Annotated in this window: 21 protein-coding genes and 1 riboswitch; of the genes, 9 read left to right on the plus strand and 12 right to left on the minus strand. The window is 61.5% G+C overall.

All coding sequences use genetic code 11. From position 1 onward, the window contains the following. Window positions 1-6: 6 nt before the first annotated feature. Genes EFD56_RS10720 through EFD56_RS10730 form a run of 3 tightly spaced genes read right to left on the minus strand, consistent with a single transcriptional unit; the run spans window position 7 to window position 3,397 of the window. On the minus strand, window positions 7-1,377 hold the full coding sequence (locus EFD56_RS10720; protein WP_004676137.1) for an MlaD family protein: 1,371 nt from the start codon (window positions 1,375-1,377) through the stop codon (window positions 7-9). 9 nt (window positions 1,378-1,386) lie between these two features. Continuing rightward, window positions 1,387-2,226, minus strand: coding sequence for an ABC transporter ATP-binding protein (locus EFD56_RS10725; protein ID WP_085742612.1), 840 nt, complete (start codon window positions 2,224-2,226; stop codon window positions 1,387-1,389). Window position 2,227: 1 nt separating this feature from the next. Then, complete coding sequence (locus tag EFD56_RS10730; RefSeq protein WP_170965692.1) at window positions 2,228-3,397, minus strand: ABC transporter permease; 1,170 nt, start codon at window positions 3,395-3,397, stop codon at window positions 2,228-2,230. Between the two features lie 98 nt (window positions 3,398-3,495). Between EFD56_RS10730 and dgcA the strand changes: the two genes are divergently transcribed. After that, entirely contained in the window at window positions 3,496-4,479 is a 984-nt protein-coding gene (dgcA, locus tag EFD56_RS10735) for an N-acetyl-D-Glu racemase DgcA (protein WP_085742613.1), read from the plus strand. Here dgcA and EFD56_RS10740 read toward each other — a convergent pair. Then, window positions 4,431-5,648, minus strand: a complete 1,218-nt coding sequence (locus tag EFD56_RS10740) for an MFS transporter (protein WP_085742614.1) — start codon at window positions 5,646-5,648, stop codon at window positions 4,431-4,433. The two genes, dgcA and EFD56_RS10740, sit on opposite strands and share 49 nt — an antisense overlap. A gap of 164 nt (window positions 5,649-5,812) precedes the next feature. Next, window positions 5,813-6,625 carry a UDP-2,3-diacylglucosamine diphosphatase gene (locus EFD56_RS10745; protein ID WP_037139697.1) on the minus strand — a complete coding sequence of 271 codons (813 nt, stop codon included), beginning with the start codon at window positions 6,623-6,625 and terminating at the stop codon, window positions 5,813-5,815. Window positions 6,626-6,840: 215 nt separating this feature from the next. Between EFD56_RS10745 and EFD56_RS10750 the strand changes: the two genes are divergently transcribed. Beyond that, on the plus strand, window positions 6,841-7,590 hold the full coding sequence (locus EFD56_RS10750) for a histidine phosphatase family protein (RefSeq protein WP_004676129.1): 750 nt from the start codon (window positions 6,841-6,843) through the stop codon (window positions 7,588-7,590). 126 nt (window positions 7,591-7,716) lie between these two features. On the opposite strand, the gene EFD56_RS10755 is transcribed toward EFD56_RS10750, so the two are convergent. Next, on the minus strand, window positions 7,717-9,156 hold the full coding sequence (locus EFD56_RS10755) for an FAD-binding oxidoreductase (protein WP_085743641.1): 1,440 nt from the start codon (window positions 9,154-9,156) through the stop codon (window positions 7,717-7,719). A 322-nt stretch (window positions 9,157-9,478) separates the two neighbouring features. Between EFD56_RS10755 and EFD56_RS10760 the strand changes: the two genes are divergently transcribed. Beyond that, window positions 9,479-11,791 carry an NADP-dependent malic enzyme gene (locus EFD56_RS10760; protein WP_085742615.1) on the plus strand — a complete coding sequence of 771 codons (2,313 nt, stop codon included), beginning with the start codon at window positions 9,479-9,481 and terminating at the stop codon, window positions 11,789-11,791. A gap of 100 nt (window positions 11,792-11,891) precedes the next feature. On the opposite strand, the gene EFD56_RS10765 is transcribed toward EFD56_RS10760, so the two are convergent. Beyond that, a complete protein-coding gene (locus EFD56_RS10765) occupies window positions 11,892-12,443 on the minus strand; it encodes a ribonuclease H family protein (RefSeq protein ID WP_085742616.1) in 552 nt (183 codons plus the stop codon). Between the two features lie 152 nt (window positions 12,444-12,595). On the opposite strand from EFD56_RS10765, the gene EFD56_RS10770 reads away from it, so the two are divergent. After that, entirely contained in the window at window positions 12,596-13,690 is a 1,095-nt protein-coding gene (locus EFD56_RS10770; RefSeq protein ID WP_126905204.1) for a DUF2865 domain-containing protein, read from the plus strand. Between the two features lie 3 nt (window positions 13,691-13,693). On the opposite strand, the gene bluB is transcribed toward EFD56_RS10770, so the two are convergent. Continuing rightward, window positions 13,694-14,383: a 5,6-dimethylbenzimidazole synthase gene (gene bluB / locus EFD56_RS10775; protein WP_085742617.1), complete on the minus strand. Its 690-nt coding sequence runs from the start codon at window positions 14,381-14,383 to the stop codon at window positions 13,694-13,696. A gap of 42 nt (window positions 14,384-14,425) precedes the next feature. Continuing rightward, window positions 14,426-14,612, minus strand: a riboswitch (cobalamin riboswitch). A gap of 372 nt (window positions 14,613-14,984) precedes the next feature. Here bluB and EFD56_RS10785 point away from each other — a divergent pair. The 3 genes from EFD56_RS10785 (at window position 14,985) to EFD56_RS10795 (ending at window position 17,394) form a co-directional block, all read left to right on the plus strand. Next, window positions 14,985-16,052, plus strand: coding sequence for a 3-deoxy-7-phosphoheptulonate synthase (locus EFD56_RS10785; RefSeq protein WP_126905206.1), 1,068 nt, complete (start codon window positions 14,985-14,987; stop codon window positions 16,050-16,052). A gap of 312 nt (window positions 16,053-16,364) precedes the next feature. Then, on the plus strand, window positions 16,365-16,838 hold the full coding sequence (locus EFD56_RS10790; RefSeq protein WP_225881602.1) for an imm11 family protein: 474 nt from the start codon (window positions 16,365-16,367) through the stop codon (window positions 16,836-16,838). Between the two features lie 109 nt (window positions 16,839-16,947). Continuing rightward, window positions 16,948-17,394 (plus strand): hypothetical protein, encoded by a 447-nt coding sequence (locus EFD56_RS10795; RefSeq protein ID WP_126905208.1) that lies wholly within the window; start codon window positions 16,948-16,950, stop codon window positions 17,392-17,394. An 88-nt stretch (window positions 17,395-17,482) separates the two neighbouring features. On the opposite strand, the gene EFD56_RS10800 is transcribed toward EFD56_RS10795, so the two are convergent. Beyond that, window positions 17,483-18,313: a TolB family protein gene (locus tag EFD56_RS10800; RefSeq protein ID WP_085742620.1), complete on the minus strand. Its 831-nt coding sequence runs from the start codon at window positions 18,311-18,313 to the stop codon at window positions 17,483-17,485. 45 nt (window positions 18,314-18,358) lie between these two features. After that, window positions 18,359-20,038 carry an NAD+ synthase gene (locus EFD56_RS10805; protein WP_085742621.1) on the minus strand — a complete coding sequence of 560 codons (1,680 nt, stop codon included), beginning with the start codon at window positions 20,036-20,038 and terminating at the stop codon, window positions 18,359-18,361. A gap of 190 nt (window positions 20,039-20,228) precedes the next feature. On the opposite strand from EFD56_RS10805, the gene EFD56_RS10810 reads away from it, so the two are divergent. After that, on the plus strand, window positions 20,229-20,759 hold the full coding sequence (locus tag EFD56_RS10810; protein ID WP_010005854.1) for a DUF1003 domain-containing protein: 531 nt from the start codon (window positions 20,229-20,231) through the stop codon (window positions 20,757-20,759). On the opposite strand, the gene EFD56_RS10815 is transcribed toward EFD56_RS10810, so the two are convergent. Then, complete coding sequence (locus tag EFD56_RS10815; protein ID WP_064828871.1) at window positions 20,756-21,154, minus strand: GFA family protein; 399 nt, start codon at window positions 21,152-21,154, stop codon at window positions 20,756-20,758. The two genes, EFD56_RS10810 and EFD56_RS10815, sit on opposite strands and share 4 nt — an antisense overlap. A gap of 295 nt (window positions 21,155-21,449) precedes the next feature. On the opposite strand from EFD56_RS10815, the gene EFD56_RS10820 reads away from it, so the two are divergent. Beyond that, window positions 21,450-23,288: an ABC transporter ATP-binding protein gene (locus EFD56_RS10820; protein WP_126905209.1), complete on the plus strand. Its 1,839-nt coding sequence runs from the start codon at window positions 21,450-21,452 to the stop codon at window positions 23,286-23,288. 168 nt (window positions 23,289-23,456) lie between these two features. Here the strand turns inward: EFD56_RS10820 and EFD56_RS10825 are convergent, their stop codons facing one another. Next, complete coding sequence (locus EFD56_RS10825; protein WP_003579666.1) at window positions 23,457-24,830, minus strand: class II 3-deoxy-7-phosphoheptulonate synthase; 1,374 nt, start codon at window positions 24,828-24,830, stop codon at window positions 23,457-23,459. Window positions 24,831-24,896: the final 66 nt, after the last annotated feature.

The raw sequence follows: 24,896 nt of genomic DNA on the forward strand, positions 1-24,896 counted from the left end.
CCCCTGTTAACGCCGCGTCCGGCCGTCGTACTGCTTGACCGTGTCCCCGCCGAAGATCAGGCGTTGCGGATTGCGGTCGAAGTTGGTGATCGTGTCGTTGAGATTGTTGACGGTTCCACGCATGTCGTTGACGAGAGTCTGCACGTCGCGCAAGCCGCCGCTCGAGAATTTCTGCAGATTGTCGGCGATCGGCCCGATTCGCGAATTGAGATTGTCGGCGACCTTCTTGAAGGATTCCAGCGTCTCGCGCGCTTGCGCGAACATCGATTGCGTATTGTCGGTTCCGAGCAGCGCATCGACCTTGATGAGAATACCGTCGATGCGGGTCGAGGCCGAATTCAGCTTGTTGGCCAGCTGCGATACGTCCTGGATCGTTTGGTCGATATCTTTCTGGCGTCCCGAGACCGTGTTGGCGACATCGCGGATCGAGGCGACGGCAGCGCGCGCATCCTTGGTCGCCTGCGAGATATCGTCGACCGACCCTTTGAGCTTGGCCGGATCGATCTGGGCGACGAGCGTATCGACGCGGTCGAGTGTGTCCTGTGCCTGCTTGCCGAAATCGTTGAAAGTGGTGGCCGTCTCGTCGAACTTCTGGATTGCGCCCTTGAGATCACCCGAGGCATCGGCGACGTTGGCGGTGATCCTTTCGGCATTCGAGACGATATGGTCGATCTTCTGGGCGTCGACCGCCTTGACCAGCGATTCCACAGCTTCAAGCGTCGAATCGACCCGGCCCGAAACCGCCTTCACCGTATTGGAGAGCTCACCGACGCTTTGCAGGAAGGCGTCGATATTGTCGGAATTCTTGGCAAGCGCGTCCGAGAAGGTCTCGGCATTCTTGAATGTCTGGGTCAGCGGCGCGCGCGAATCCTGGATGAAGCCCTGGAGTTCGCCGACCGCGTCATTGGCGCGGTCGAGGATCTTGTCGGCGGTGGCGAGAAGATTGGTGACGCTCGATTGATCGGCGACGATGACGGCGCGTTTGCCGTTGTCGATCGCGTGTTGGAGAATGCTTTCCTCGCCCTTGCGGCCGCCCGACAGCTCGATATAGGCGGCCCCGGTGAGACCCTGGATTTCAAGAGCGGCCTTGGTCGAGGGGTAGATCGGCGCATCGGTACGCACCTGGGTGAAGGCCAGCGAATATTGCGGATCGTCGGCATCGATCGACAGCGTCTGCACCGAGCCGATCTGAATGCCGTTGAAGCGCACCGGGGAGCCGACGCTGAGGCCGTTGGCGGAGCCCGGAATACGCACGATCAGCTCGGTCATCGGGCCGCCGCGGCCATATTCGGCCATCCAGTAGACGAAGCCGAAGGCCGCCGCGATCACCAGCACCGTGAAAAAACCGACAATCGTGTAATTGGCTTTGGTTTCCATCTTATCCGGTCACTTCCCGCTGCTGCCGTGGCGTGCGCCTTCGTCCTGCGGCACGATCGACCGCGCCCGCTTACCCTTGAAATAGGCCTGCACCCACGGATCGTCATAGGCCAGCATGTCGTCGATCGTGCCTTCCACCATTACCCGCTTCTTTCCGAGCACGGCAATACGGTCGCAGACCGAAAACAGGCTGTCGAGATCGTGTGTTACCATATAAACGGTCAGCCCCAGACTATCGCGCAGGTTGGCGATCAATTCGTCGAATTCGGCCGCGCCGATCGGGTCGAGACCCGAGGTCGGCTCGTCCAGGAAGACGAGTTCAGGATCGAGCGCCAGGGCGCGGGCAAGGGCGGCGCGCTTGATCATGCCGCCGGACAGTTCGGAGGGGTACTTGTCGGCGGCATCGGCCGCCAGCCCCACCATGCGGATCTTCAGATGCGCCAGTTCATCCATCAGCGAGCGCGGCAGATCGAGATATTCGCGCATCGGCACCTGGATGTTTTCCTTGACGGTCAGCGACGAAAACAGCGCCCCCTGCTGGAACAGCACGCCGAGCCGCATGTCGAGCGCGTTGCGCTGCGGCTCGTCGAGTTCGTCGAAGTCCTGGCCGAGGATCTTGATCGTGCCCGAGTGGCGCGGCAGCAGCCTCAGCACCGTGCGCATCAGCACCGATTTGCCGGTGCCCGAGGCGCCGACAAAACCGAGGATCTCGCCGCGATAGATATCGAGGTTCAGATTGTCGAGCACCACCTTCGAGCCAAACGCGACGGTGACGTCGCGCGCCGAGAGCACGACATCCCTGCCCTGTCCTTCGCTCTCGGTCGGTTGCTCGTTCACGCGGTCCGCCATGCTAGAAGTTGATCGCTGCATAGAACATCGCAAAAAGCCCGTCCATCAGGATGACGACGAAAATCGCTTTCACGACAGAGGCAGTCACGTGCTGGCCAAGCGATTCCGCGCTCCCGCCAACCTTCAGCCCTTCGACGGCGGCGACGATGCCGATAACGAGCGCCATGAACGGCGCCTTGATCATGCCTGACAGCACCGTCGACAGCGTCACCGCCTCGTGCAGGCGCGCCAGGAAGTTGGCGAAAGTGATTCCGGAATAGCCCCAGGCAACGACGGCAGCCCCGGCCAGCGAGGCGAAGTTCGCCAAGACCGTCAGAAGCGGCAGTGCGATGGTCAGCGCTACGAGCCTCGGAAAGATCAGTACGCCGATCGGGTTCAGCCCCATGACTTTCAGCGCGTCGATCTCTTCGCGCATCTTCATCGAGCCGATTTCGGCGGTGATCGCGCTGCCGGAGCGGCCGGCGATCATGATCGAGGTCAGGAGCACGCCGATTTCGCGCAGCTGCAGAATGCCGACGAGATCGACGACGAAGACTTCCGCCCCGAAATAGCGCAGCTGGAAGGCGCCCTGCTGGGCGATGATAGCCCCGATCAGGAACGACATCAGCAGGATGATCGGAACCGCGCGCACGCCCATATGGTCGATCTGGTTGACGATCGAAGCCGGCGAAACACCGCTGCCGCGGCCGAACTTCATCTGCGCGCCGCGCACCGCCGAGCCGAGGATATACATGGCGGCGGCGAGATTGTCCCAGACGTCGTAGGTCATCTTGCCGATCGGCGCGAGGATGCGCGCGGCAAGGGAAACCTTCTCCTTCGGCTCCGGCTCCGGTTTGGCCGGTTCCTCGGAAAACATCGCCAGCATTTCGTCGATATGCGGATTGGTGCCTTCGAAGCGGACCGTCCGTCCGGCCGCCTCCTCTTCCTTCTTCAGCCGGCAGAGCAACCAGATGCCCGCCGTATCGATATCGGTAATCTCGGACAGATCGACCGTCAGGTTACCCGCCTTCTGGTGCAGGAGCTTTTCGAAATCGCGCAGCACCAGATGCACATAGGCGCTGCGCCAGTTGCCGCTAAGACGCACATGCTGTCCCGAACCATCGGACTGGTCGTCCACGACAAGCGAGGCAGCGTTGCGATTCTCGGCGTTCAAGATACTTGTGTCTTTCAAGGCTTACAGCGACAGTGCCGACTCGCGAAGCGGTTCGTCGCCCGGCGCGTCAATATACAGAAGCAACGTGCAATTTCCATGCTTGCAGGACAGCAATAATGCCGCGCATCCTTGATATCCAGATGAATTCCTTTCCGATTGCCGGGACTTTTACCATCGCGCGCGGCGCAAAGACGCAGGCCGAGGTCATCACCTGCACGCTGATGGACGAAGGGGCTGAGGGGCGCGGCGAATGTGTGCCCTATCGCCGCTACGGCGAAACGATGGAGAGCGTTCTTGCCCAGATCGAAGCCGCGCGTCCGCTGATCGAGGCAGGCATCTCGCGGCACGACCTGCTGTCGGCGATGCCGCCAGGCGCTGCCCGCAACGCCGTCGATTGCGCCCTCTGGGATCTGGAAGCGAAACGGACGGGCCAAAGCGTCGCGTCTCGACTGGGCATTGCCGATCCGAAACCGCTGACGACAGCCTATACCATCTCGCTTGGCGAACCGGAGGTGATGGCGGCCCAGGCGCGCGAACACGCCGGCCGCGCCCTGCTCAAGGTCAAGGTCGGCACCGGCGACGATGGAAGCCGCATTCGCGCCGTCCGCGCGGCCGCGCCCGAGGCCGCCATCATCCTCGATGCCAATGAAGGCTGGCCGGAACCGGTGCTGGAGCGTCACCTCAACATTGCTGCGGAGGCGGGTGTGACGCTCGTCGAGCAGCCGCTGCCGGCCGGCCGCGACGCCTTGCTTGCCGAGATCCGCCGCCCGCTGCTCGTCTGCGCCGACGAGAGCGTCCACCATACCGGGGATCTCGCAAGCCTTGCCGACCGCTATGATGCTATCAACATCAAGCTCGACAAGTCAGGCGGCCTCACCGAAGCCCTGGCGATGAAGACCGAAGCCGAGCGGCTCGGCTTCGCCATCATGATCGGCTGCATGGTCGGCACCTCGCTTGCCATGGCGCCGGCGGTGCTACTCGCCCAGAATGCCGATTTCGTTGATCTCGATGGTCCGCTACTGCTCGCCCGCGACCGCGAGCCCGGCCTGCGTTACACCGCTTCCCTGGTCTTTCCGCCCGAAGGCAACCTCTGGGGCTGAAAATAATAGGCTGCGATGACGATGCCGAGGCCGCAGAGCGCGACCAGCGCCATGACGTAAAAGCTGACCACGCCGAGTCCGGCGTAGAGGTAACCCGCAGCGATGGTCATCAGCGCCATCGCCATGCCGACATAGAAGAAATAGGCGCCTTGGGCCGAGGATTCCTGCGTCTCCTGCACCGTCGCCACGATCCGCCGCTGCACGCCGGTATGCACGAACGCATAGGTAAAGCCGTGGAAGCATTGCAGCAGGAAGAAGCCGACAAAGCCCGTATTCATGGGAAACAGAATCCAGCGGCAGACGCTGACGGCGCAGCCGAAGCGGATCAGCGTCCAGGCATTGAAGCGCCGGTTGAGACGCTTCGACAGGAAGAACACCGTCACTTCCGAAGCCACACCGGCGCTCCAGAGAAGACCGACCTCAGCGCCGGAGAAGCCGAGCTGATGCCAGTAGATCGATGAGAAAGCATTGAGCACGGCATGGCTTGACTGCTGGATGGCGACGCCGATCAGGAGCAGCAGCAGATGCGGCTCGCGCAGGCCGCTGCCGGTGGCGGCGGGAATGTTGATCGGCTGGCCGCGCCGCCGTGTCGGCCCGATGCGCGGACAGAAGATCGCCATGACCACGGTCATGGTAAAGCCGAACACCATCACCGGCAGCACCATCGCGCCGCCCCACCGGCTGATCAGCCGACCGCCGACCAGCGTCGACACGATGAAGGCGATCGAGCCCCACACACGCATCGACCCATAATCGAGCCCCCAGCGGCGCACGCCCGAGATGACGATCGATTCGACGACCGGCAGATAGGGCGCGAAGGTGGCGCCCTGCAGCGCATAGACGATCGTCACTGGCCAGAAACTCGTCGTCCAGTAGAGCGCAATCGCCGTCAGCAGCGACAGGCCACCTGACCAGAGCAGCACATCGGCGCGTTCCTTCAAACGGTCGGCGATCATGGCGACGATGGGCGCCACCAGCACGCGAACCACCATCGGTATGGCAAGGATGATGCCGATCTCGTGGTCGCTGAAGCTGTGGGTCGCAAGCCAGATGGGAAAGAACGGCAGGACGACGCCGTTTACGAGCAGCGGCGCGCAATAGGAAAGCGCGCTGAGCAGCCGGAAGCGCGGCGGCGCTCCCTCACTCGAGGACTGTTGGGCGGGAATCATGGGTGGACCTGAAGGAAACTTGTCGTTTTCCTAACACACCACCCCGGAGGTGCCTATTGCGAGAAATAGCCCTCCTGAAACGTTTTAGAAAATAAGTGAGGCCCTGTCACCTCGCGGCAACGGCTATATTCTTGTGGCACCGCTGCAGTATGCCGACGCCAATATCAAGCAGCTTGCGGGGCCAGTTCGCCCTCGTCATGCATCTCGATCGCGGTCAACGCCGGCACGGTGCTTGCAAGCGTGCGCCACGTGATCAGTTCGAACGTGCCGTCCTCGTGCTCGGCGACGGCCGTGCAACTTTCCACCCAGTCGCCGGTATTGATGTAGCGGATGCCGTCCATGTCCTGAATGACTGCATGATGGATATGACCGCAGATCACCCCGTCGGCGCCGCTCTTGCGCGCCTCTTCGGCGACGACGCGCTCGAATTCGCCAATGAAATTGACGGCATGCTTGACCTGCAGCTTGGCCCAGGCCGAGAAGGACCAGTAAGGCATGCCGAGGCGCCGGCGCACAGCCGCCAGCAGAATGTTGATGCGGATCGCCGTATCGTAGGCCCAGTCGCCGAGATAGGCGAGCAGGCGGGCATTGCGAACAACGACGTCGAATTCGTCGCCATGCAGGATCAGGTATTTCTTGCCGTCGGCGCCGTCATGCATCATCCGCTCGACGACCTCGATGCCGCCGAAATGCATGCCCGGAAAATCGCGCAGGAACTCGTCGTGATTGCCGGGGATATAGACGACGCGCGTGCCCTTGCGCGCCTTCCGCAAGAGCTTCTGGACGACGTCATTACAGACCTGCGGCCAATACCAGCTGCGCTTCAGCCGCCAGCCGTCGACAATGTCGCCGACGAGAACGATCGTATCCGCCTCGTGGTAGCGCAGGAAATCCAGCAGGAAGTCGGCCTTCGCGGCCTTCGAGCCGAGATGGACATCGGAAATGAAGAGCGTGCGGAAATGTCTGGGTTCCATCATGTCTATCACGAGCTACGGCTCATGCCCCATCTTTCATATAGCCTTCCAAAACCAGACTCGTGTTTCAGGAAGATGACAGACTGGGGAAAAGCCCTGCAAAGCTGGTTATCGCAAGCCAATCGTCCGGTCACGAATCGCCTTCCTGCAATGTTGCCCCGCACACCGCTCGCGTTCATGATGAGGCGATTCCAAGTCTGACAATGCGGGGACGGCTGATGCGCCTTTTTCTCGTTCGCCACGGCGAATCCCTCGGCAATATCGATGAACGGGCCTATCGCCAGTTCGGTGATCACAGCGTCCCACTGACGCAATGGGGCTACCGGCAGGCTTTGGAGGCCGGCTGCGTGATCACATCCTATCTGAGGGCATTGCCGGACGACGGATTTCAGAAGCTGCGCATCTGGTACTCGCCGTTTCTCAGAACACGACAGAGCAAGGATGCGTTGCTCAATGCCCTTCCGGAAGATTTCGTTGGCGATGTCAGGGAAGATTATCTGCTGCGCGAACAGGATTTCGGTCTCTTCACCGAAATTTACGACCAGGCCGAAAGGAAACAGAAGTTCCCCGAAGAATTCGAAAAATGGGCGCGGCTGCGCAGCAATAGCGGCAAGTTTTATGCGCGTCCACCCGATGGCGAAAGCCGGGCGGATGTCGCCCAACGGGTTCGTCTCTTCCTCCAGACGGTCATGCGCGACGGCGAGAACGACGACCATAACATCGCCATTGTCGGTCATGGCGTTACCAACCGGGCGGTCGAAATGAACTTCCTGCAGCACCCTGTTGAATGGTTCGAGCGCTCCGACAATCCCGCAAATGCCGACATCACGCTGATCGAGGGCACGCGCTCGCAAGGCTATGCCTCGATCCTGCTGCACCGGGCGGCCGACCGGCTGCCCGGACAGGATGGCGAGCTGCGCGATGCCCATGGCGCCGACGTGACGATCACACCAAAGCTTGGTGGCTGACCCCACTCAGTGGAAAGATGAAGCTTGGATCCGTTCATCTGTCCGATGTCTGCTCGAGCTCGCGCGCCACGACTTCGTCCCCCCTTGTACGGGGGGACGGATTTCGCGGTCGCAGAGCCCAATCGATCAGGCAGCCCGCACGGCCGCCACCGGTTTCACATTCTGATTCATGCGGAACAGATTGTTCGGATCATAACGCAGCTTGATTTCAGCGAGACGCGCATAATTGGCGCCATAAGCCATCTCGACCCGATCCGTCTCATCCTCCGGCATGAAATTGATATAGGCGGTACCCACAGCATGCGGCTTGGTTGCTTCGAAAAGTTCGCGGGCCCAGCCGATGCAGCTTGCGTCCATCCCGGTCTCCCGCCAGCGTGCATGCACATTCATGACGAAATGCGAGCTGCGCTGCGGAAAGGCAGAGGCTTCGGTCGGAATACGGCCGGCGGCCCCACCGACATGACCGATGAATATCTCACATTCCGGCCCCGGCAGCTTGCGCACGGCGCCGAGGAGAACATCGATCGCGGCATCCGAAAGCGCGGCGAAATCCTGGCTCTTCCAGTAGTTTCGCGCCCCCGGTGTCAGAAGCGGATCAAAAGCCTGCTGCCAGCCGGTAAACGGCACCGGACCGACGACATCGGCAATCGGTTTTCCGATCGCCCGCAATCTGGCCGTTGCCTTTTCCCCCGCCGCAATATCTCCGCAATAGCACATGGCGAGCACCACGATCTCCTTGCCGTGCCATTCGGCCGGAAGGAACGGCAGCGGCGGCGCCTGGCGCATCACCACCCAGCAGGTCAGTTCATCGGGTGCCTCTTCCAGCGCCTGCCGATATTCCCGCAGTACCTTCTCTGCATCGGCGAAAGGATGCACGACCAGTCCGGCGAGTACTTCGGAATGGAGCGGGTTGAGCTGGAATTCGAAGGAGGTCACCACGCCGAAATTGCCGCCGCCGCCGCGCAGCGCCCAGAAGAGATCCGGCCTCTCCGTTTCGCTAGCCTTCACCAGCTCGCCATCGGCCGTCACCACATCCACGGATATCAAATTGTCGAGGGTGAGCCCGAATTTGCGGGTGAGCCAACCGAAACCGCCGCCGAGCGTCAATCCTGCGATGCCGGTCGTCGAATTGATGCCGGTCGGCAGAACCAATCCGAAGGCCAGCGTTTCCTTGTCGATGTCACCGAGCGTGGCACCCGGCTCAATTCTGGCGCGGCTTATCTCGGGATCGACCCGCACCGATTTCATCGCCGACAGATCAATGACGATGCCTCCTTCGCACATGGCGTTGCCGGCAATGCCGTGCCCGCCGCCGCGCACCGACAGGAGCAAACTGTTGTCGCGGGCAAACCGCACCGCGCGCACGACGTCGGCCGCCCCGGCGCAACGCGCGATCAGTCCGGGCCGACGGTCGATCATCGCGTTCCAGATCGCCCGAGCCTCGCTGTAATCCGTATCCTTGCTGGTCAGGAGATTGCCGCGAAATCCAGCGGCAAAAGCATCCATGGCCACGTCATTGACCATCGTCTGCCCGCTTTGCAGCGTCGTCAGGTTCAAATTGTCCATGATTTCCTCCCTGCGACCGGCGCCCCGCACCGTCGCGGGCGGCATTTTGCGCTTGCGGCCGTCGCCAGACAAGTTTCCCCAAAAGGATTAGCTGGCCGCAGCGGCCGCGACATTTGTCATGACAGAAAGATCGGGAGAATGGCGGCAGGCTTCATCGCAGGGCAGAAGCTTGGCCCAGACCGCTCGCTCCACTTCCCACGCGTCCCCGGGAGATCGTCTGGCCCCTGACGAAAACTTCGCCTATCCCCCATTTCCATACTGTCGCCCGTATCCGATTGATGTATGGAGGGAACTCCAGAAAAAGACGTGCACGGAGGCGGCAATGGATCACCAGGATAAATCCAAGACGGACAAGAACCTGACGAGCGGCGATCTCGACGAGCAGGCGCTGTTCTTCCACCGCTATCCCCGCCCCGGCAAGCTGGAGATCCAGGCGACCAAGCCGCTCGGCAACCAGCGCGATCTGGCGCTCGCCTATTCGCCGGGCGTCGCCGCCCCTTGCCTCGCCATCCGCGACAATCCTGAAACGGCGGCCGACTATACCTCGCGCGCCAATCTCGTCGCCGTCATTTCCAACGGCACCGCCGTGCTCGGCCTCGGCAATATCGGCCCGCTGGCTTCCAAGCCGGTCATGGAGGGCAAGGCCGTGCTCTTCAAGAAATTCGCCGGCATCGACGTCTTCGATATCGAAATCGACGCTGCAAGCGTCGACCAGATGGTCTCGACCGTCAGCTCCTTGGAGCCGACCTTCGGCGGCATCAATCTCGAGGACATCAAGGCGCCGGAATGTTTCGAGGTCGAGCGGCGCCTGCGCGAGAAGATGAAGATCCCGGTCTTCCACGACGACCAGCACGGTACGGCAATCATCGTCGCCGCGGCGATCCTGAACGGCCTGGAGCTCGCCGGCAAGTCGATCGAGAACGTCAAGATCGTCGCCTCGGGCGCGGGTGCCGCCGCCCTTGCCTGCCTCAACCTGCTGGTAACCCTCGGCGCAAAGCGCGAAAACATCTGGGTCCATGACCTCGAAGGCCTCGTCTATGAGGGCCGCACCGAGCTGATGGATGAGTGGAAGGCCGTCTATGCCCAGAAGAGCGATACACGCACGCTGGCTGCAAACATCGGCGGCGCCGATGTCTTCCTCGGCCTGTCTGCCGCCGGCGTGCTGAAGCCGGAGCTGCTGGCGCAGATGGCCGACAAGCCGCTGATCATGGCGCTCGCCAATCCGACGCCGGAGATCATGCCGGATCTGGCCCGCGCCGCCCGTCCGGATGCGATGATCTGCACGGGTCGCTCGGATTTCGCCAATCAGGTCAACAACGTCCTCTGCTTCCCCTATATCTTCCGCGGCGCGCTCGATTGCGGCGCCGAGACGATCAACGAGGAAATGAAGATGGCGGCGGTGCGGGCCATTGCCGCGCTTGCCCGCGAAGAACCATCCGATGTCGCCGCCCGCGCCTATTCCGGCGAGACCCCGGTCTTCGGTCCGGACTATCTCATCCCCTCGCCCTTCGATCCGCGCCTCATCCTGCGCATTGCGCCGGCCGTCGCCAAAGCCGCCGAACAGAGCGGCGTCGCCCGCCGCCCGATCCAGGATTTCGACGCCTATTTCGATCAGCTGAACCGTTTCGTCTTCCGCTCCGGCTTCGTCATGAAGCCGATTTTCACCGCCGCCAAGGCTGCCGAGCGCAAGCGCGTCATCTTCTCGGAAGGTGAAGACGAGCGCGTGCTGCGCGCCGCCCAGGTGCTGCTTGAAGAAGGCCTGGCCAAGCCGATCCTCATCGGCCGTCCGCAGGTCATCGAAACCCGGCTCAAGCGCTACGGCCTGCGCATTCGCCCGCTGCAGGATTTCGAAGTCATCAATCCGGAAGACGATCCGCGCTTCCGCGAATATGTCGATCTCTATTTCTCGCTCGTCGGCCGCCGCGGCGTCATTCCGGAAGCCGCCCGCACCATCGTGCGCACCAACACGACAGTCATCGGGGCGCTGGCGCTGAGACGCGGCGAAGCCGATGCGCTGATCTGCGGCCTCGAAGGCCGCTACGAGAAGCACCTGCGCGACGTCCGCCAGATCATCGGCAAGCGTCCGAACGTGCGCGATTTCTCTGCGCTCAGCCTGATGATCTCACAGCGCGGCGCCACCTTCTTCACGGACACCTACGTCACCTTCAATCCAAGCGCCGAGGAGATCGCCGAGGCAACGGTGATGGCCGCCGAGGAAATCCGCCGTTTCGGCATCACCCCGCGCGCCGCTCTCGTCTCGCATTCCAATTTCGGCTCGCGCGAATCCGAAAGCGCCACCAAGATGCGCAACGCCCTGCAGCTCGTGCGCGACGCCGCCCCCGATCTCGAAGTCGATGGCGAAATGCACGGCGAAAGCGCCATCACCGAAGCCCTGCGCAAACGCGTCATGCCGCACACGACGTTGCATGACGAGGCAAACCTGCTGGTTTTCCCGAACCTCGATGCCGCCAACATCACGCTCGGCGTGGTCAAGTCGATGACGGATGGCCTGCATGTCGGCCCGATCCTGCTCGGCGCCGCCATGCCAGCCCATATCCTCGCTCCCTCCGTCACCTCCCGCGGCGTCGTCAACATGGCGGCATTGGCCGTCGTCGAGGCATCGCAGCCGGCTTAAACCGGCTGCCGCCAAACGAGAGCGCCGGCCCCGGCGAAGCCATATCAACCGCCTGCTAGAACAGGATGATTTTAGGCCCGGTCGGCCTAAAATCTGAATCCTACCGCTCACACTGTTCGGCATCATGCTCTAGCGACAGACGCCCTCTATCGGCGAGCGCATCGGCGCGTTCGTTGCCTGCAATCCCTGAATGGCCCTTGCACCAGGCGATGGTCACTAGGGCGTTTCGGGATAGCTGTAGATCGACCGCCTTCCAGAGATCCGCATTGGCGATCGTTCGTTTCCGGGCATTTCCATTCGGGCTGCTTTTCTTCCAGCCGTTATTTTTCCAGATTGGCCGCCAACTGTTGCAGCCTTTGACGGCATAGACGGAATCGGACCAGATGATCGCGCGTTCGCCCGCTGTTTCCCGATTGATCCATATTGCTGCCTCGAGCAGAGCCAACAATTCCATGGAATTATTGGCGGTATCCTCAACGCCACCGAAGCCGCAGGCAATTTCCACGGCATCTCGGAAAGCGACGAAGGCCCAGCCCCCACGCCCGGAACCGGGTTCATGACAACCGTCCACGAACAGGTGAAGGCCGCGTCCGGATTCGGGGGCGTCTGCTGTGGTTGCGGGAAATTGGACCCTGCCGGAAAGGCCTGTCATTTTAACCCAGTCTCGGGCAGTTGCTGGAAAAGATGACGAAAATACGCTAGAAATTTCACTGAGCTTATTAAGAGAAATACGTTAAGGGAAACGCGCGGCCGGTTGAAGTCGCATTCGACCTACCGACCGTTTGCTCATTCCGGGACGACGCCGTGAAACGCCGAAACCTGTCTTTTGTGCTTCTCCTCGCCGTCGCGACGCCCGTCGCTGCCCAGACGAGCGCCATCTGCGACGACTTGCGCGGTCGTCTGGCCGACTTGCCGCGATCCATCGGCACCAGCAATGGGCCGGAAGCACGCCAGTTTGCCGGCGCGATTGCCGAGCAGAATCTTGAGCTGCGCAAGGTCCGCAACGAACTGCGCAGCTACGGTTGCACCTCGGGCAGCATGGTGGTGATTGGCGGCGAGAATGGTGATTATTGCGCCGAGCTCTCGCAGGCCGAAGCCCGGATGATCGACAATATCCGCTATCTCCAGGATCGTCGCGCCGAACTGCGTCAGGGCGGCGGTGATGACGGCGGGCGCCGCGAATTGATGGCCGCGCTCGAGCAGAACGGCTGCAACAACGAGAATTTCTACGACCCGTCCGAGAGCAGCGCCGACGACCCTGCCCCGAGCATCGACGAGCAGGCGATGCGTGGCGATACCTTCATTCCGCTCGGAGGCGGTGAAGAGATCGATCCGCGTTATGGCCTGCCGCGCACCGAGATGCTTTCGCCGGTCAGCACCATCTGCGTGCGCAGCTGCGATGGCGGCTTCTTCCCGATCAGTTCGAACGCCACTTCGGTCGATTTCGGCCGCGATGCTGAGACCTGTGCCAAGATGTGCCCCGGCATCGAGACCGAGCTCTTCTATCGCGACGTCAGGAGCACGGAAGCCTCGAACATGATTTCGGTGGCAACCGGCACACCTTACAGCGCCATGCAGAACGCCTTCGCCTACAAGAACCGCGCGCCTGGTGAAAAAAATACCTGCGCCTGCAATCTCACCGCCTATTACGAAGAGATGCGCAGCAAGCAGGCCGTGAGCGAACCGCCGCAGCAGGGTTCGATCACGACGATCCGCACCAATCCGGCGACAAAAGGCGCAGCGACAACACCGGCGCCGCAACCATCCGTTCCAGATCGTCCCTACGATCCCACGCAGAACAAGGTCCGCCAGGTCGGTCCACAATTCCTGGCCGGCGACCAGGGCTCGATCGATCTTGCCAATCCGGCAAAGCCAGGCCCGCAGCCGCAACAGCAGTGACCACTACGGCTCGCTCCGTCCCCAGCCATCGTGGAAGACGAGTTCATCGAGCGGCAGCCGCTGCCGCCAGCCTTTGACGGAAAGCTCCGGCTCGTCATACAGCCGGCCGACGAAGCCGGCACAGAGCCAGGCGACCACCTCGATATGATCGGGGATGCCGAGAATGGTTTTCAGCTCGCCTTCGCGAAAGATGCTGACCCAGCCGATGCCGATCCCTTCGGCGCGCGCCGCAAGCCAGAGGTTCTGGATGGCGCAGACCGTTGAATAGGAATCCATCCTGGGATTGTGTGTGCGCCCCAGCACGACGCTGCCGCTACGCGTGGGATCGCAGGTCACGCATATGCCAAGCGGCGCCTCGGCGATGCCCTCAAGCTTCAGCGAGCGGTACGCCTGCCGCCGCTCGCCGTCAAACATCAGTGCCGCTTCCTCATTCGCTTTGGCGAAGGCATCCCGGACCCGCGCGCGCACCTCTGGGTTTTTCACCAGGATAAAATTCCACGGCTGCATGAAGCCGACGGAGGGCGCGTGATGGGCGGCCGTCAAGAGCCGCGCCACGACGTCATCCGGCAAGGGATCGGGCAGGAATTGGCTGCGAACATCGCGTCGCGTCATGATCGCGTGATATACGGCCTCGCGTTCGGCCAGAGAAAAACCGGATGCCGCCGACATGGCATCCTCATCAAAGGGTCGCATCGTCAAATCCCCAACAACGCAACCGCCCGCCGTCCGCGCGGGTTGGGTCTATCTTGCCAGGCCGGTCTTCTGACTTGGCGTCATCCGTCTGCCGCAGCCTTCCCGGCAAAAGCCAGTGGCATGGTAAAGCGGCGGGCGTCGGCCTTACAGCGTTGGGCACGTTCCGGTCTTGCACCGGATTCCCGATTCTCCCGCCTGACCGGCGGGCACCTGACGGAGCATCTATTTCAGGAAAGCGCTTCCCGGGCAAGCGCCGGCAGCAGAGCCTGGAGAGGCCATGACGAAGTAGCGATCGGCTTCCTGGCCCCGCCGGTGCACAGGCAGCGGCTGGTCGCGACCACGCTTGCAAATGCATTGGACAAGCCTTTGGCCGACCCTTCTTTCAGGCTGCAGATTCTGCGTGACAACGGAAGGCCGCCACGCTAAATACGCCGCATGTCGATCACTTCTGTCTACGCCTCGCGATTTTATTGGTACCGCTGCTCACAGCGGATGCGGGTCTATGCGTAACTGAAGTCGACGCGACGACAACCCGAACAGCCGCTAGTCTACCTGGCGGCTTTTTTGTTTCCGCACGGTATGACCAAACAGGAGCCCAACCGTGCCCGATATGATTGATGATCTACGTATCCTCGAGATCACCCCGCTGACCAAACCCGCAGATATCATTGCGGAAATCCCCCGAACCGTTGCCGTCAGCGAGACGGTGACCAGCAACCGTCATGCGATCCATAAGATTCTCGAGGGAGAAGACGACCGCCTGATCGTCGTCATCGGCCCTTGCTCCATCCACGATCCTGCTGCGGCGCGCGAATATGCCGAGCGGCTGGCGGAACAGCGGCAGCGCTTTTCCCGCGATCTCGAAATTGTCATGCGCGTCTATTTCGAAAAGCCCCGCACCACAGTCGGCTGGAAAGGCTTGATGAACGATCCGCATCTCGATGGCAGCTACCGCATCGAGGAAGGGCTTCGGATTGCCAGGCGCCTGCTGCTCGACGTCAATGCCATGGGCCTGCCCGCTGGCGTCGAATTCCTCGAGACGATCACGCCGCAATACATTGCCGACCTCGTCAGCTGGGGCGCGATCGGCGCGCGCACGACCGAAAGCCAGATCCATCGCCAGCTCGCCTCCGGCCTCTCCTGCCCGATCGGATTCAAGAACGGCACGGATGGCAGCGCCCGCGTGGCGCTCGATGCCATCCTCGCCGCGTCGCAGCCGCATCACTTCCCCGCCGTCACCAAGGACGGCCAGGCTGCTATTGCCTCAACGAAGGGCAACGAGGACTGCCACATCATCCTGCGCGGCGGCAAGCGCCCGAATTATGACGCTGCCGATGTCCAGGCGGTGGTCAGCGAAGCCGTCAAGCTCGGCGTGGATCCGCGCATCCTCATCGACGCCAGCCATGCCAACAGCAGCAAGGATCCGATGAACCAGCCGCGGGTGGTCAAGGACGTCGCCGGACAGATCGCCGCCGGCAACCGCGACATCAAGGGCATGATGATCGAAAGCAACCTCGTCGCTGGCCGCCAGGATTTGATTCCCGGCAAGCCGCTGGTCTACGGCCAATCCATCACCGACGGCTGCATCGACTGGGACATGTCGGTCGCGGTGTTGGAAGACCTGGCGAAAGCCGCCCGCGAGCGGCGCAAGGCAGCTCTCGCTGCCTGAGTGGCCGCATCAGTTGCCGCAAACAAACCCCACCGCCCATTCACAGGGCGGTGGGGACCGCACGAGATCAGGAGACTCGTGATGCGGCAAAACGTCAGTTGAAACCCAATGCTGCCAACACATACTTGCGTACGTGACACGCATTCACTCAGAGCGTCAGATGGCAGGCAAATTCGGAAAGATGATCTACTACGAGATCGGACCCACGCGCAGTGATCGCGGGGATGGATGGGATTTAATGAATCGCGACCGGCTGCAGTCTGATGGCGGTTGGCTCAAATTGAAGAATGCTTGGCCAGACGGTCGGGGGTCTTGCCAAGGGGGCCCTGGACACTTCCCGACTATCTTGAGCCGCCTCATTTCGTCTTCGATAGACGCCTTGGACGTCCCCCTCATGATTCCGGCATGCGCGACGGGCTCTTCCTGATCTCGGCCAAGATGAAGTCGCTTCTTGAGGAACTGGCACCGGATGCTTGGGACTATAGGCCATGTTCAACGAGTTATCGAAACGGTCAGCCTGCTCCAGAGCTTTGGATAGGCAGCGTTGTAAGAGCTTTCAAAGAAGCGGTGGACCTTGAGAATTCGAACATCAAAGTTTCGGCTTACGGCCTATATCTCCCTCCGATGTATCCGCAAAAGATGGAACTGGCTCTCAAGTCGGAAGTCATCGGTTCCGCGAATTGCTTTCGCCTTCGGGAATATCCAATCTCTGCTTTCTGCGACGATAATTTCCGAGAGCGTTGCAAAGAAGCTGGATTGCGAGGGATTTCCTTCGAAAGAGTTTGAAAGGAGCGCCACCCGAATAGGAGGGTTAGCGCTCCAGTGCGTAACCGCGCTCGCTACATTTCTTCGAGCGCTCTGTGCGACGACAACTCCAATACTTATGCGACGTTGTTTGGCCCACGATTCACCAAAAATCGCGTGGGCAATTTTTAAAGCGGATGATATGCAAAAACGCTTCCTCGCCGAGCTACTAGAAAAGCGGAGAAAGTCGCCTTCAGCGCGAAGAGCCTTTATTATCGCCGCACCGATTGCCGTGCTCGTCACGATCTCGTACGCCATCGATCCGGGCCGAAAGATAATGTTGGCTTTGTGCTTGATGTATAGCATCTTCATCGCACCAAAGGCTACAGAGGGCGTCATTACAAAGTTGAGACACGTCTATATCCTTGCGGTGGTGACATTTCCGTTCTTAGCCATTACCGAGTATTTCCAGTCAGGCGACACCCTAGTAGTTGGATGGCTGATGGTCTTCTCAGTGTTAAGTTATCAGTTCGGTCATGGAAAATTCATCGACGATTTGGCAAAAGCGGCTCGTGCCCGGCGGAAGCGAGATCAATGAGGCCAGATGATTCGTCCCATCCGGCAAAGGCCTTTCATCTTAACTTCCTGACCTCACCGCCCCATCATCAAATGGCGGTCCGCCGCTCTCAAGAGTTCACCGGAAAATACCTGACATAGGCAAATTCGTCACCGTCCGGTGACCAGCAGGGCACATTGATTGTGCCCTGCCCGCCAAATAGCTCGAACAGCGTCTTCAGGTTGCCGCCATCCATATCCATCAGCCGCAGCCGCACGTCGAGATCGCGCGGGTGGTCAAAAACGCTGGGGTCGTAGGACAGGATCAGCACCTTGTCATTCTTGGGCGATGGATGGGCGAACCAGTTGCCCTGATTGTCCGAAGTCACCTGTTCGAGGCCGGTGCCATCGGGATGGATGCGCCAGATCTGCATGAGCCCGGTGCGGCTGGAGTTGAAGTAGATCCATTGCCCATCGGCGGAATAATCCGGCCCGTCGTTGCGGCCCTCGCCATGCGTCAGCCGCGTCTCGATACCGCCGTCGACGGAGATCGTATAGATGTCGAAGAGGTCGTCGCGGATGCCGCAATAAGCGAGCTGGCGCCCATCCGGCGACCAGCCGTGCCAATAGGAGGGCTGATTTTCCGTAACGAGCCGCGGCGTGCCGCCTTCGATCGGCAGGATGTAGATCGACGACTTGCCGAACTCGCTCTTGTCGGAAATGACGATCTCGGTGCCGTCAGGCGAGATGCCGTGATCATTGTTGCAGTTGACGGCAAAGCCGGTGTCGACCTGAATAACCTCGCCGCCATCGAGCGGCAGCCGGAAGAGCAGCCCGTCGCCATTCAACAGGAGATAGGAGCCGTCGGGAGCAAAATTCGGCGCTTCCACCAGCCGATCAGTCTGCCAGACCTCACGCGCCCTGCCCGTCTTGACATTATAGATCTCGACCGAGCTGCGCATGTCTGCTCCTCCCTGATATCGATTGCGTCAGCGATCTCGATTGCGTTAGCGATCCCGGAACCGGTTGGTGATGGGATAGCGCCGGTCGCGCCCGAAATTCTTCTTGGTGATCTTCACGCCCGGCGCCGATTGCCGGCGCTTGTACTCCGCGAGATACAGCAGGTGCTCGACGCGGTGAACGGTCGCGACGTCATGGCCGCGCGCGACGATCTCCTCGACCGCCATCTCCTTCTCGACCAGGCATTCGAGAATATCGTCGAGAACAGGATAGGGCGGCAGCGAATCCTGGTCCTTCTGGTCGGGACGCAGTTCGGCGGACGGCGCCTTGTCGATGATATTCTGCGGGATCACCTCGCCTGACGGCCCCAGCGCACTCGGCGGCACATTCTCGTTGCGCCAGCGGGACAGCGCATAGACCTGCATCTTGTAGAGGTCCTTGATCGGGTTGAAGCCGCCGTTCATGTCGCCATAGAGCGTGGCGTAGCCGACCGACATTTCCGACTTGTTGCCCGTCGTCACCACCATCGCGCCGAACTTGTTGGAGATCGCCATCAGGATGACGCCGCGCGCGCGGCTCTGCAGGTTCTCCTCGGTGATGCCGCTATCCGTGCCCTCGAAGAGATCGGAAAGCGCGCTGCTGAAACCCGTCACCGGCTGCTCGATCGGCACGATATCGTAGCGGCAGCCGAGCGCCTTGGCGCAATCGGCCGCGTCCTTCAGCGAATCCTCCGAGGTATAGCGGTAGGGCAGCATAACGGTGCGCACCCGCTCCTCGCCGAGTGCATCGACGGCGATGGCCGCGCAGATCGCCGAGTCGATGCCGCCGGAAAGGCCGAGAACGACGGTCTTGAAGCCATTCTTGTTGACGTAATCGCGAAAGCCGAGCAGGCAGGCGCGGTAATCGGCCTCCTCGCCCTCGGGGATACGCGCCATCGGCCCTTCGGCGCAGTGCCAGCCGCTTTCGCCGCGCTTCCACGTCGTCACCGCCAGCGCCGTCTCGAACTCGCTCATCTGGAAGGCAAGCGACTTGTCGGCATTGAATGCAAAACTCGCACCGTCGAAGACGAGCTCGTCCTGGCCGCCGAGCTGGGCGGCATAGATCAACGGCAGACCGGTCTCAATCACCTGCTTCAGCACCACCTGATGACGGATATCGACCTTGCCGCGGTAGTAAGGAGAACCATTCGGCGACAGCAGGATTTCCGCGCCGCTTTCGGCCAGCGTCTCGCAGACGCCGAGCTCGCCCCAGATATCCTCGCAGATCGGAATACCGAGCCTCACTCCGCGGAAATTGACCGGCCCGGGCATGGCGCCCTGATGGAAGACACGCTTCTCATCGAACTCACCGTAATTCGGCAGATCGACCTTGTCGCGCACTGCGATGACCTTGCCGCCGTCGAGCACGGCGACGGAATTATAACGCCCGTTCTCGTCCTGCCGGGGAAAACCGATGATGACGCCTGGCCCACCATCGACGGTATCAGCGGCCAGGCTTTCGACCGCCTTCCAGCAAGCACGGATGAAGGCGGGCTTCAGCACCAGATCCTCCGGCGGGTAGCCGGAGATGAAAAGTTCGGTCAGGACGAGCAGATGCGCGCCCTCCCGGGCCGCATCGACGCGGGCCTCGCGTGCCTTGGCAAGATTGCCGGTGACATCGCCGACCGTTGGGTTGAGCTGGCCGATGGCGATGCGGAAGATATCAGAAAGAGCGTTTTCCTGTGTCATGTCATTTATTTAGCCTGCGCCTTCCGTAACCGCAACACGTTGGCGGTCAAAGCGTTGCATCGCGTCGACGAATTTTTTGTGAACGCCGGTAGCATGACCTTGCGGCACCGATCCGCATTGCAATTTGCTGGCGGAGCAGAATACTGGCGCCGAAATCCACTGCATCGACAACGGGCACCGGAAACAGGCCATGTCTAATCTCTCGAACTTCATGCACCATCATTTCGACAAGCCGGCCGATGAACTCGGCGACATCGAAAAACGCGTCCTGGCGAAAGCCCATGAGCGCAAGGTCATTTCGACCGACGTCAATGCCGCCTTCTCCGCCGAAGCTTCGTTCGGCGAGCGTGTCGCCGACGGCATCGCCCGTGTCGGCGGCTCCTGGTCCTTCATCATCGCCTTCCTGGCATTCCTCGGTGTCTGGACGATCATCAACACCATCCTCCTGGCGACCCGCGCCTTCGACCCCTATCCCTTCGTCTTCCTGAACCTGATCCTGTCGATGCTCGCCGCCATCCAGGCGCCGATCATCATGATGTCGCAGAACCGCCAGGCCGAGCGCGACCGCTTCGAGGCCGCAAAGGATTACGAAGTCAATCTCAAGGCCGAGCTCGAAGTGCTCTCCCTGCATCAGAAGATCGATATGCACGTGCTGACCGAGCTGACGGCGCTGCGCGAGGACGTCGCTCGCCTCAGCGCCGCGCTTTCCGCCAGAAGCTAGACCGGATACCTGTCATATTGCGGCAGGCCATCCGTGATCTCGTAGAAATCGCCCTTGTCCGTGCAATAAATGTGGTGACTGAAGGAAAGCCCGGTCGGCTCGTCGAAGCTTCCGGCCAGCACCGAAACCTCCTGCGATTCATCACCCTGCCAGAATAATGCCGAGCCGCAATTCGCGCAGAAGCCGCGCTGCGCCTCACTGCTCGACCGATACCAGCGGACCGCTTCGGCGCCCTCCACCGAAAGAGCCCCGCGCGGCACGTTCGCCGCGGCATAATAAAACCCCGTCTGCCGGCGGCACTGGGAGCAGTGGCAGCCGACGACGGGGCCGAGCTTGCCCGCAATCGAATATCGCACTGCGCCGCAAAGGCAGCCGCCTGTATGCCGTTCGCTCATGATCGCTCCTCCATTTTGCTGGAGGTTGCCGCCGATCGCCACGGGCGTCAAATCCATTCCGTTCAACGAGAGATCAGAAAACTTGAAGCTCACTCGCGTCGTATCGACACGGCCAGGGCGACCTTCCGCTGTTGCCCGTCGACAACACCGACCGATCTCCTCACGTCACCAAGTTGAATTGATCGAGCTTCTCAGCGATACTGTAAGTCCAATTCATTCAACCTGTGGGAGACTGTCATGAGAGCGATCCTGTCCAAACAGAAAGGAAACATCGCCCACAAGGACATTCTGCCTCATGAATATTCGGTTCTCCCGCGCGAGGAAAAGCTCGCGACGCCATAACCCTTTCCTGAAATTTTTTCTGCGCCATCCCGAGACCGCCGACCGCGGCCGGCGATGGGTGCGCGTGCGAAAATTTCTCTCCTACTATCGCCCGCATCTGCCGCTGCTGTTGGCGGATCTGCTTTGTGCCATCCTCGTTGCCGGCACGGCGGTCGCCCTGCCGCTTTGCGCCAATATCGTCACCAGCCGTCTTCTGGCCCTGCCCGATGCGCCGCAGGCCTTCACCCAGATCCTGTTGATGGGCGGCGTCATGCTGGTCGTTCTGGCAGTCCAGATAGCCGCGATCTTCTTCGTCGATTATCGCGGCCACGTCATGGGCGCCCGCATCGAGGCGACGGTCCGGCAGGAGCTGTTCGAGCACTGCCAGAAGCTTTCCTTCAGCTTTTACGACCGCCAGCGCACCGGCCAGCTGATGAGCCGCATCACCAATGACTCCCTTTGGTTGGGCGAGCTCTTCCACCATGGCCCCGAGGATCTCTCTATCGCCGTGCTGAAATATGGCGGCGCCATGCTGGTGCTGTTCTTCATCGATCCGGCATTGGCCAGCCTCATCCTGCTGCTGACCCCTGCGGCAGTGGCTTATGCCCTTTATTTCAACCGGCGCATGAACCGCGCGCTCGAAGCCAGCAAACGGCAGATCGCTGCCGTCAACGAGCGCGTGGAGGACGCGCTCGCGGGAATCCGCGTCGTCCAGTCCTTCGCCAACGAGGCGCTGGAACAAGAACGCTTCGCCGAGCAGAATCGTCGCTTTCTGCAAAGCCGCGCCGATGGCTACCGCAGCGAAGCATGGTTTTCGGTCGGCACCGAAAGCTTCGCCCAGCTCGTCACCATACTGGTGATCGTCGTCGGAGGCTTACGCATCCTAACAGCGCAGCTCACCGTCCCGGATATGCTGACCTTCCTGCTCTGCGTCGCCGTACTGGTCGATCCGGTGCAGCGGCTCGCCAATTTCGTGCGGCTCTGGCAGGAGGGCTATACCGGTTTCATCAGAGCCATGGAAATCCTGGAGATCACTCCTGATATCACCGACCGGCCGGCCGCCCAGTCGATGCCGGTGCCAAGAGGCGAGATCAGTTTCTCCGACGTCGCCTTCGGCTACGAGGCCGATGGTCCACGCGTACTGGAGCGGCTGTCGCTCACCATCGCGCCCGGGGAGTTTGTTGCCCTGGTCGGCCCTTCAGGGGTCGGCAAGAGCACACTGTGCGCACTCATACCGCGCTTCTATGATGTCGAGGCCGGGGCGATCCGCATCGACGGTACCGATATCCGCGATGTGACACTGGCCTCGCTCCGGCGCCATGTCGGGGTGGTGCAGCAGGATGTCTACCTTTTTGCCGGCACCGTAGCGGACAACCTGCGCTACGGCAGGCCCGACGCCAGCGATGCCGAACTGGAAGCGGCGGCCCGGGCCGCCAATGCGCACGACTTCATCATCGCTCTGCCCCAGGGCTATGATACCGATATCGGCCAGCGCGGCGTCAAGCTTTCGGGCGGCCAGCGCCAGCGCATCACCATCGCCCGCGCCTTCCTCAAGGATCCGGAGATTCTGATCTTCGACGAGGCGACCAGCGCGCTCGACAATGAGAGCGAACGGGCGGTGCAGCAGGCGCTGCTGAGCCTGGCGAACGGGCGAACCACGCTGGTCATCGCCCATCGCCTGTCGACCGTCCGCCATGCCGACCGCATCCTGGTGCTGACGGGCGACGGCATCGTCGAACAGGGCACGCATGACGATCTGATGACGCAAGGCGGCGTTTACGCGAACCTTCACAGTGTTCAGGCCAGCATCTGAATTCTGACAGCTCGACCATCAGAGCGTCGATATGGCTGGCCATCAACACGCTCGGTCATCCTCGGCCTTGTGCTGCACAAGGCCGAGGATGACGCCGAGTGAAAGGTCAGCCTTGTGAACAAAAAAGCCCGGGAGAACCGGGCTTTTCGTCATCCGTCCGGCCCAGTCTCAGCCGTTGGCGACCATGCGCTTCTCGTCGCGGCCGCCCTTCATGCGCTCGGCAAGCAGGAAAGCGAGCTCGAGCGCCTGATCGGAATTGAGGCGCGGATCGCAATGGGTGTGGTAGCGATCCTGCAGGTCGTCGGCGGTGACGGCGCGGGCGCCGCCGGTGCATTCCGTCACATCCTTGCCGGTCATTTCGACATGGATGCCGCCGGGATGCGTGCCTTCGGCGCGGTGGATCTGGAAGAAGCTTTCGACTTCCGACAGGATCCGCTCGAAAGGACGGGTCTTGTAGTTGTTGAGCGTAATCGTGTTGCCGTGCATCGGGTCGCAGGACCAGACGACCTTGCGGCCCTCGCGCTCGACGGCGCGGATGAGGCGCGGCAGGTTTTCGGCAACCTTCTCATGGCCGAAACGGCAGATCAGCGTCAGCCGCCCGGCCTCGTTAGCCGGGTTGAGGATGTCGATCAGTTGCAGCAGATCGTCGGCCTGCAGCGATGGGCCGCACTTGAGGCCGATCGGGTTCTTGATGCCGCGGCAATATTCGATATGCGCATGGTCGGCCTGGCGGGTACGGTCGCCGATCCAGATCATATGGCCCGATGTGGCATACCAGTCGCCCGACGTGGAATCGACGCGGGTCAGCGCCTCCTCGTAGCCGAGCAGCAGCGCCTCATGGCTGGTGAAGAAATCCGTCTCGCGCAGGCTCGGGTGGTTTTCCGAGGTGATGCCGATCGCCTTCATGAAATCCATGGTTTCGCTGATGCGGTCGGCAAGCTTGCGGTAACGCTCGCCCTGCGGGCTGTCCTTGACGAAACCGAGCATCCACTGATGCACGTTTTCGAGGTTGGCGTAGCCGCCCATCGCGAAGGCGCGCAGTAGGTTGAGCGTCGCGGCCGACTGGCGGTAGGCCATGGCCTGGCGTTCCGGGTTCGGAATGCGCGACTCCTCGGTGAATTCGATGCCGTTGATGATGTCGCCGCGATAGGCCGGCAGCGTCACATCGCCCTGCTTTTCGACATTCGACGAACGCGGCTTGGCGAACTGGCCGGCGATGCGGCCCACCTTGACGACCGGCAGCTGCGCGCCGAAGGTCAGCACGACGGCCATCTGCAGGAAGGCGCGGAAGAAGTCGCGAATGTTATCGGCGCCGTGTTCGGCGAAGCTCTCGGCGCAGTCGCCGCCCTGCAACAGGAAACCGTTGCCTTCGGCGACATTGGCGAGATGCTTCTTCAGGCGGCGCGCCTCGCCGGCAAAAACGAGCGGCGGATAGCTGGCGAGCGTGGCCTCCGTTGCCGCCAGAGCGGCTGCATCCGGATATTCGGGAACCTGCAGGATCGGTTTCTGCCGCCAGCTGCTCGGGGTCCAATTCTCTGCCATCTCACTCACCTGTTCTCGCCCCAGTTCCTGGAATGCGGCCTACCCTTGATAATCCGGGGGCTTATA

It is taken from the genome of Rhizobium phaseoli, from assembly GCF_003985125.1.
In the GTDB taxonomy this organism is placed as follows: domain Bacteria; phylum Pseudomonadota; class Alphaproteobacteria; order Rhizobiales; family Rhizobiaceae; genus Rhizobium; species Rhizobium phaseoli.

What these genes read in the sequence shown, in the direction of transcription:
- bluB (WP_085742617.1), bottom strand. Translation starts at nt 14,383, where the DNA reads ATGCGACCCTTTGATGAGGATGCCATGTCGGCGGCATCCGGTTTTTCT.
- EFD56_RS10750 (WP_004676129.1), top strand. Translation starts at nt 6,841, where the DNA reads ATGCGCCTTTTTCTCGTTCGCCACGGCGAATCCCTCGGCAATATCGAT.
- EFD56_RS10720 (WP_004676137.1), bottom strand. Translation starts at nt 1,377, where the DNA reads ATGGAAACCAAAGCCAATTACACGATTGTCGGTTTTTTCACGGTGCTG.
- dgcA (WP_085742613.1), top strand. Translation starts at nt 3,496, where the DNA reads ATGCCGCGCATCCTTGATATCCAGATGAATTCCTTTCCGATTGCCGGG.
- EFD56_RS10760 (WP_085742615.1), top strand. Translation starts at nt 9,479, where the DNA reads ATGGATCACCAGGATAAATCCAAGACGGACAAGAACCTGACGAGCGGC.
- EFD56_RS10820 (WP_126905209.1), top strand. Translation starts at nt 21,450, where the DNA reads ATGAATATTCGGTTCTCCCGCGCGAGGAAAAGCTCGCGACGCCATAAC.
- EFD56_RS10800 (WP_085742620.1), bottom strand. Translation starts at nt 18,313, where the DNA reads ATGCGCAGCTCGGTCGAGATCTATAATGTCAAGACGGGCAGGGCGCGT.
- EFD56_RS10745 (WP_037139697.1), bottom strand. Translation starts at nt 6,625, where the DNA reads ATGATGGAACCCAGACATTTCCGCACGCTCTTCATTTCCGATGTCCAT.
- EFD56_RS10815 (WP_064828871.1), bottom strand. Translation starts at nt 21,154, where the DNA reads ATGAGCGAACGGCATACAGGCGGCTGCCTTTGCGGCGCAGTGCGATAT.
- EFD56_RS10765 (WP_085742616.1), bottom strand. Translation starts at nt 12,443, where the DNA reads ATGACAGGCCTTTCCGGCAGGGTCCAATTTCCCGCAACCACAGCAGAC.
- EFD56_RS10755 (WP_085743641.1), bottom strand. Translation starts at nt 9,156, where the DNA reads ATGGACAATTTGAACCTGACGACGCTGCAAAGCGGGCAGACGATGGTC.
- EFD56_RS10825 (WP_003579666.1), bottom strand. Translation starts at nt 24,830, where the DNA reads ATGGCAGAGAATTGGACCCCGAGCAGCTGGCGGCAGAAACCGATCCTG.
- EFD56_RS10805 (WP_085742621.1), bottom strand. Translation starts at nt 20,038, where the DNA reads ATGACACAGGAAAACGCTCTTTCTGATATCTTCCGCATCGCCATCGGC.
- EFD56_RS10725 (WP_085742612.1), bottom strand. Translation starts at nt 2,226, where the DNA reads ATGGCGGACCGCGTGAACGAGCAACCGACCGAGAGCGAAGGACAGGGC.
- EFD56_RS10740 (WP_085742614.1), bottom strand. Translation starts at nt 5,648, where the DNA reads ATGATTCCCGCCCAACAGTCCTCGAGTGAGGGAGCGCCGCCGCGCTTC.
- EFD56_RS10810 (WP_010005854.1), top strand. Translation starts at nt 20,229, where the DNA reads ATGTCTAATCTCTCGAACTTCATGCACCATCATTTCGACAAGCCGGCC.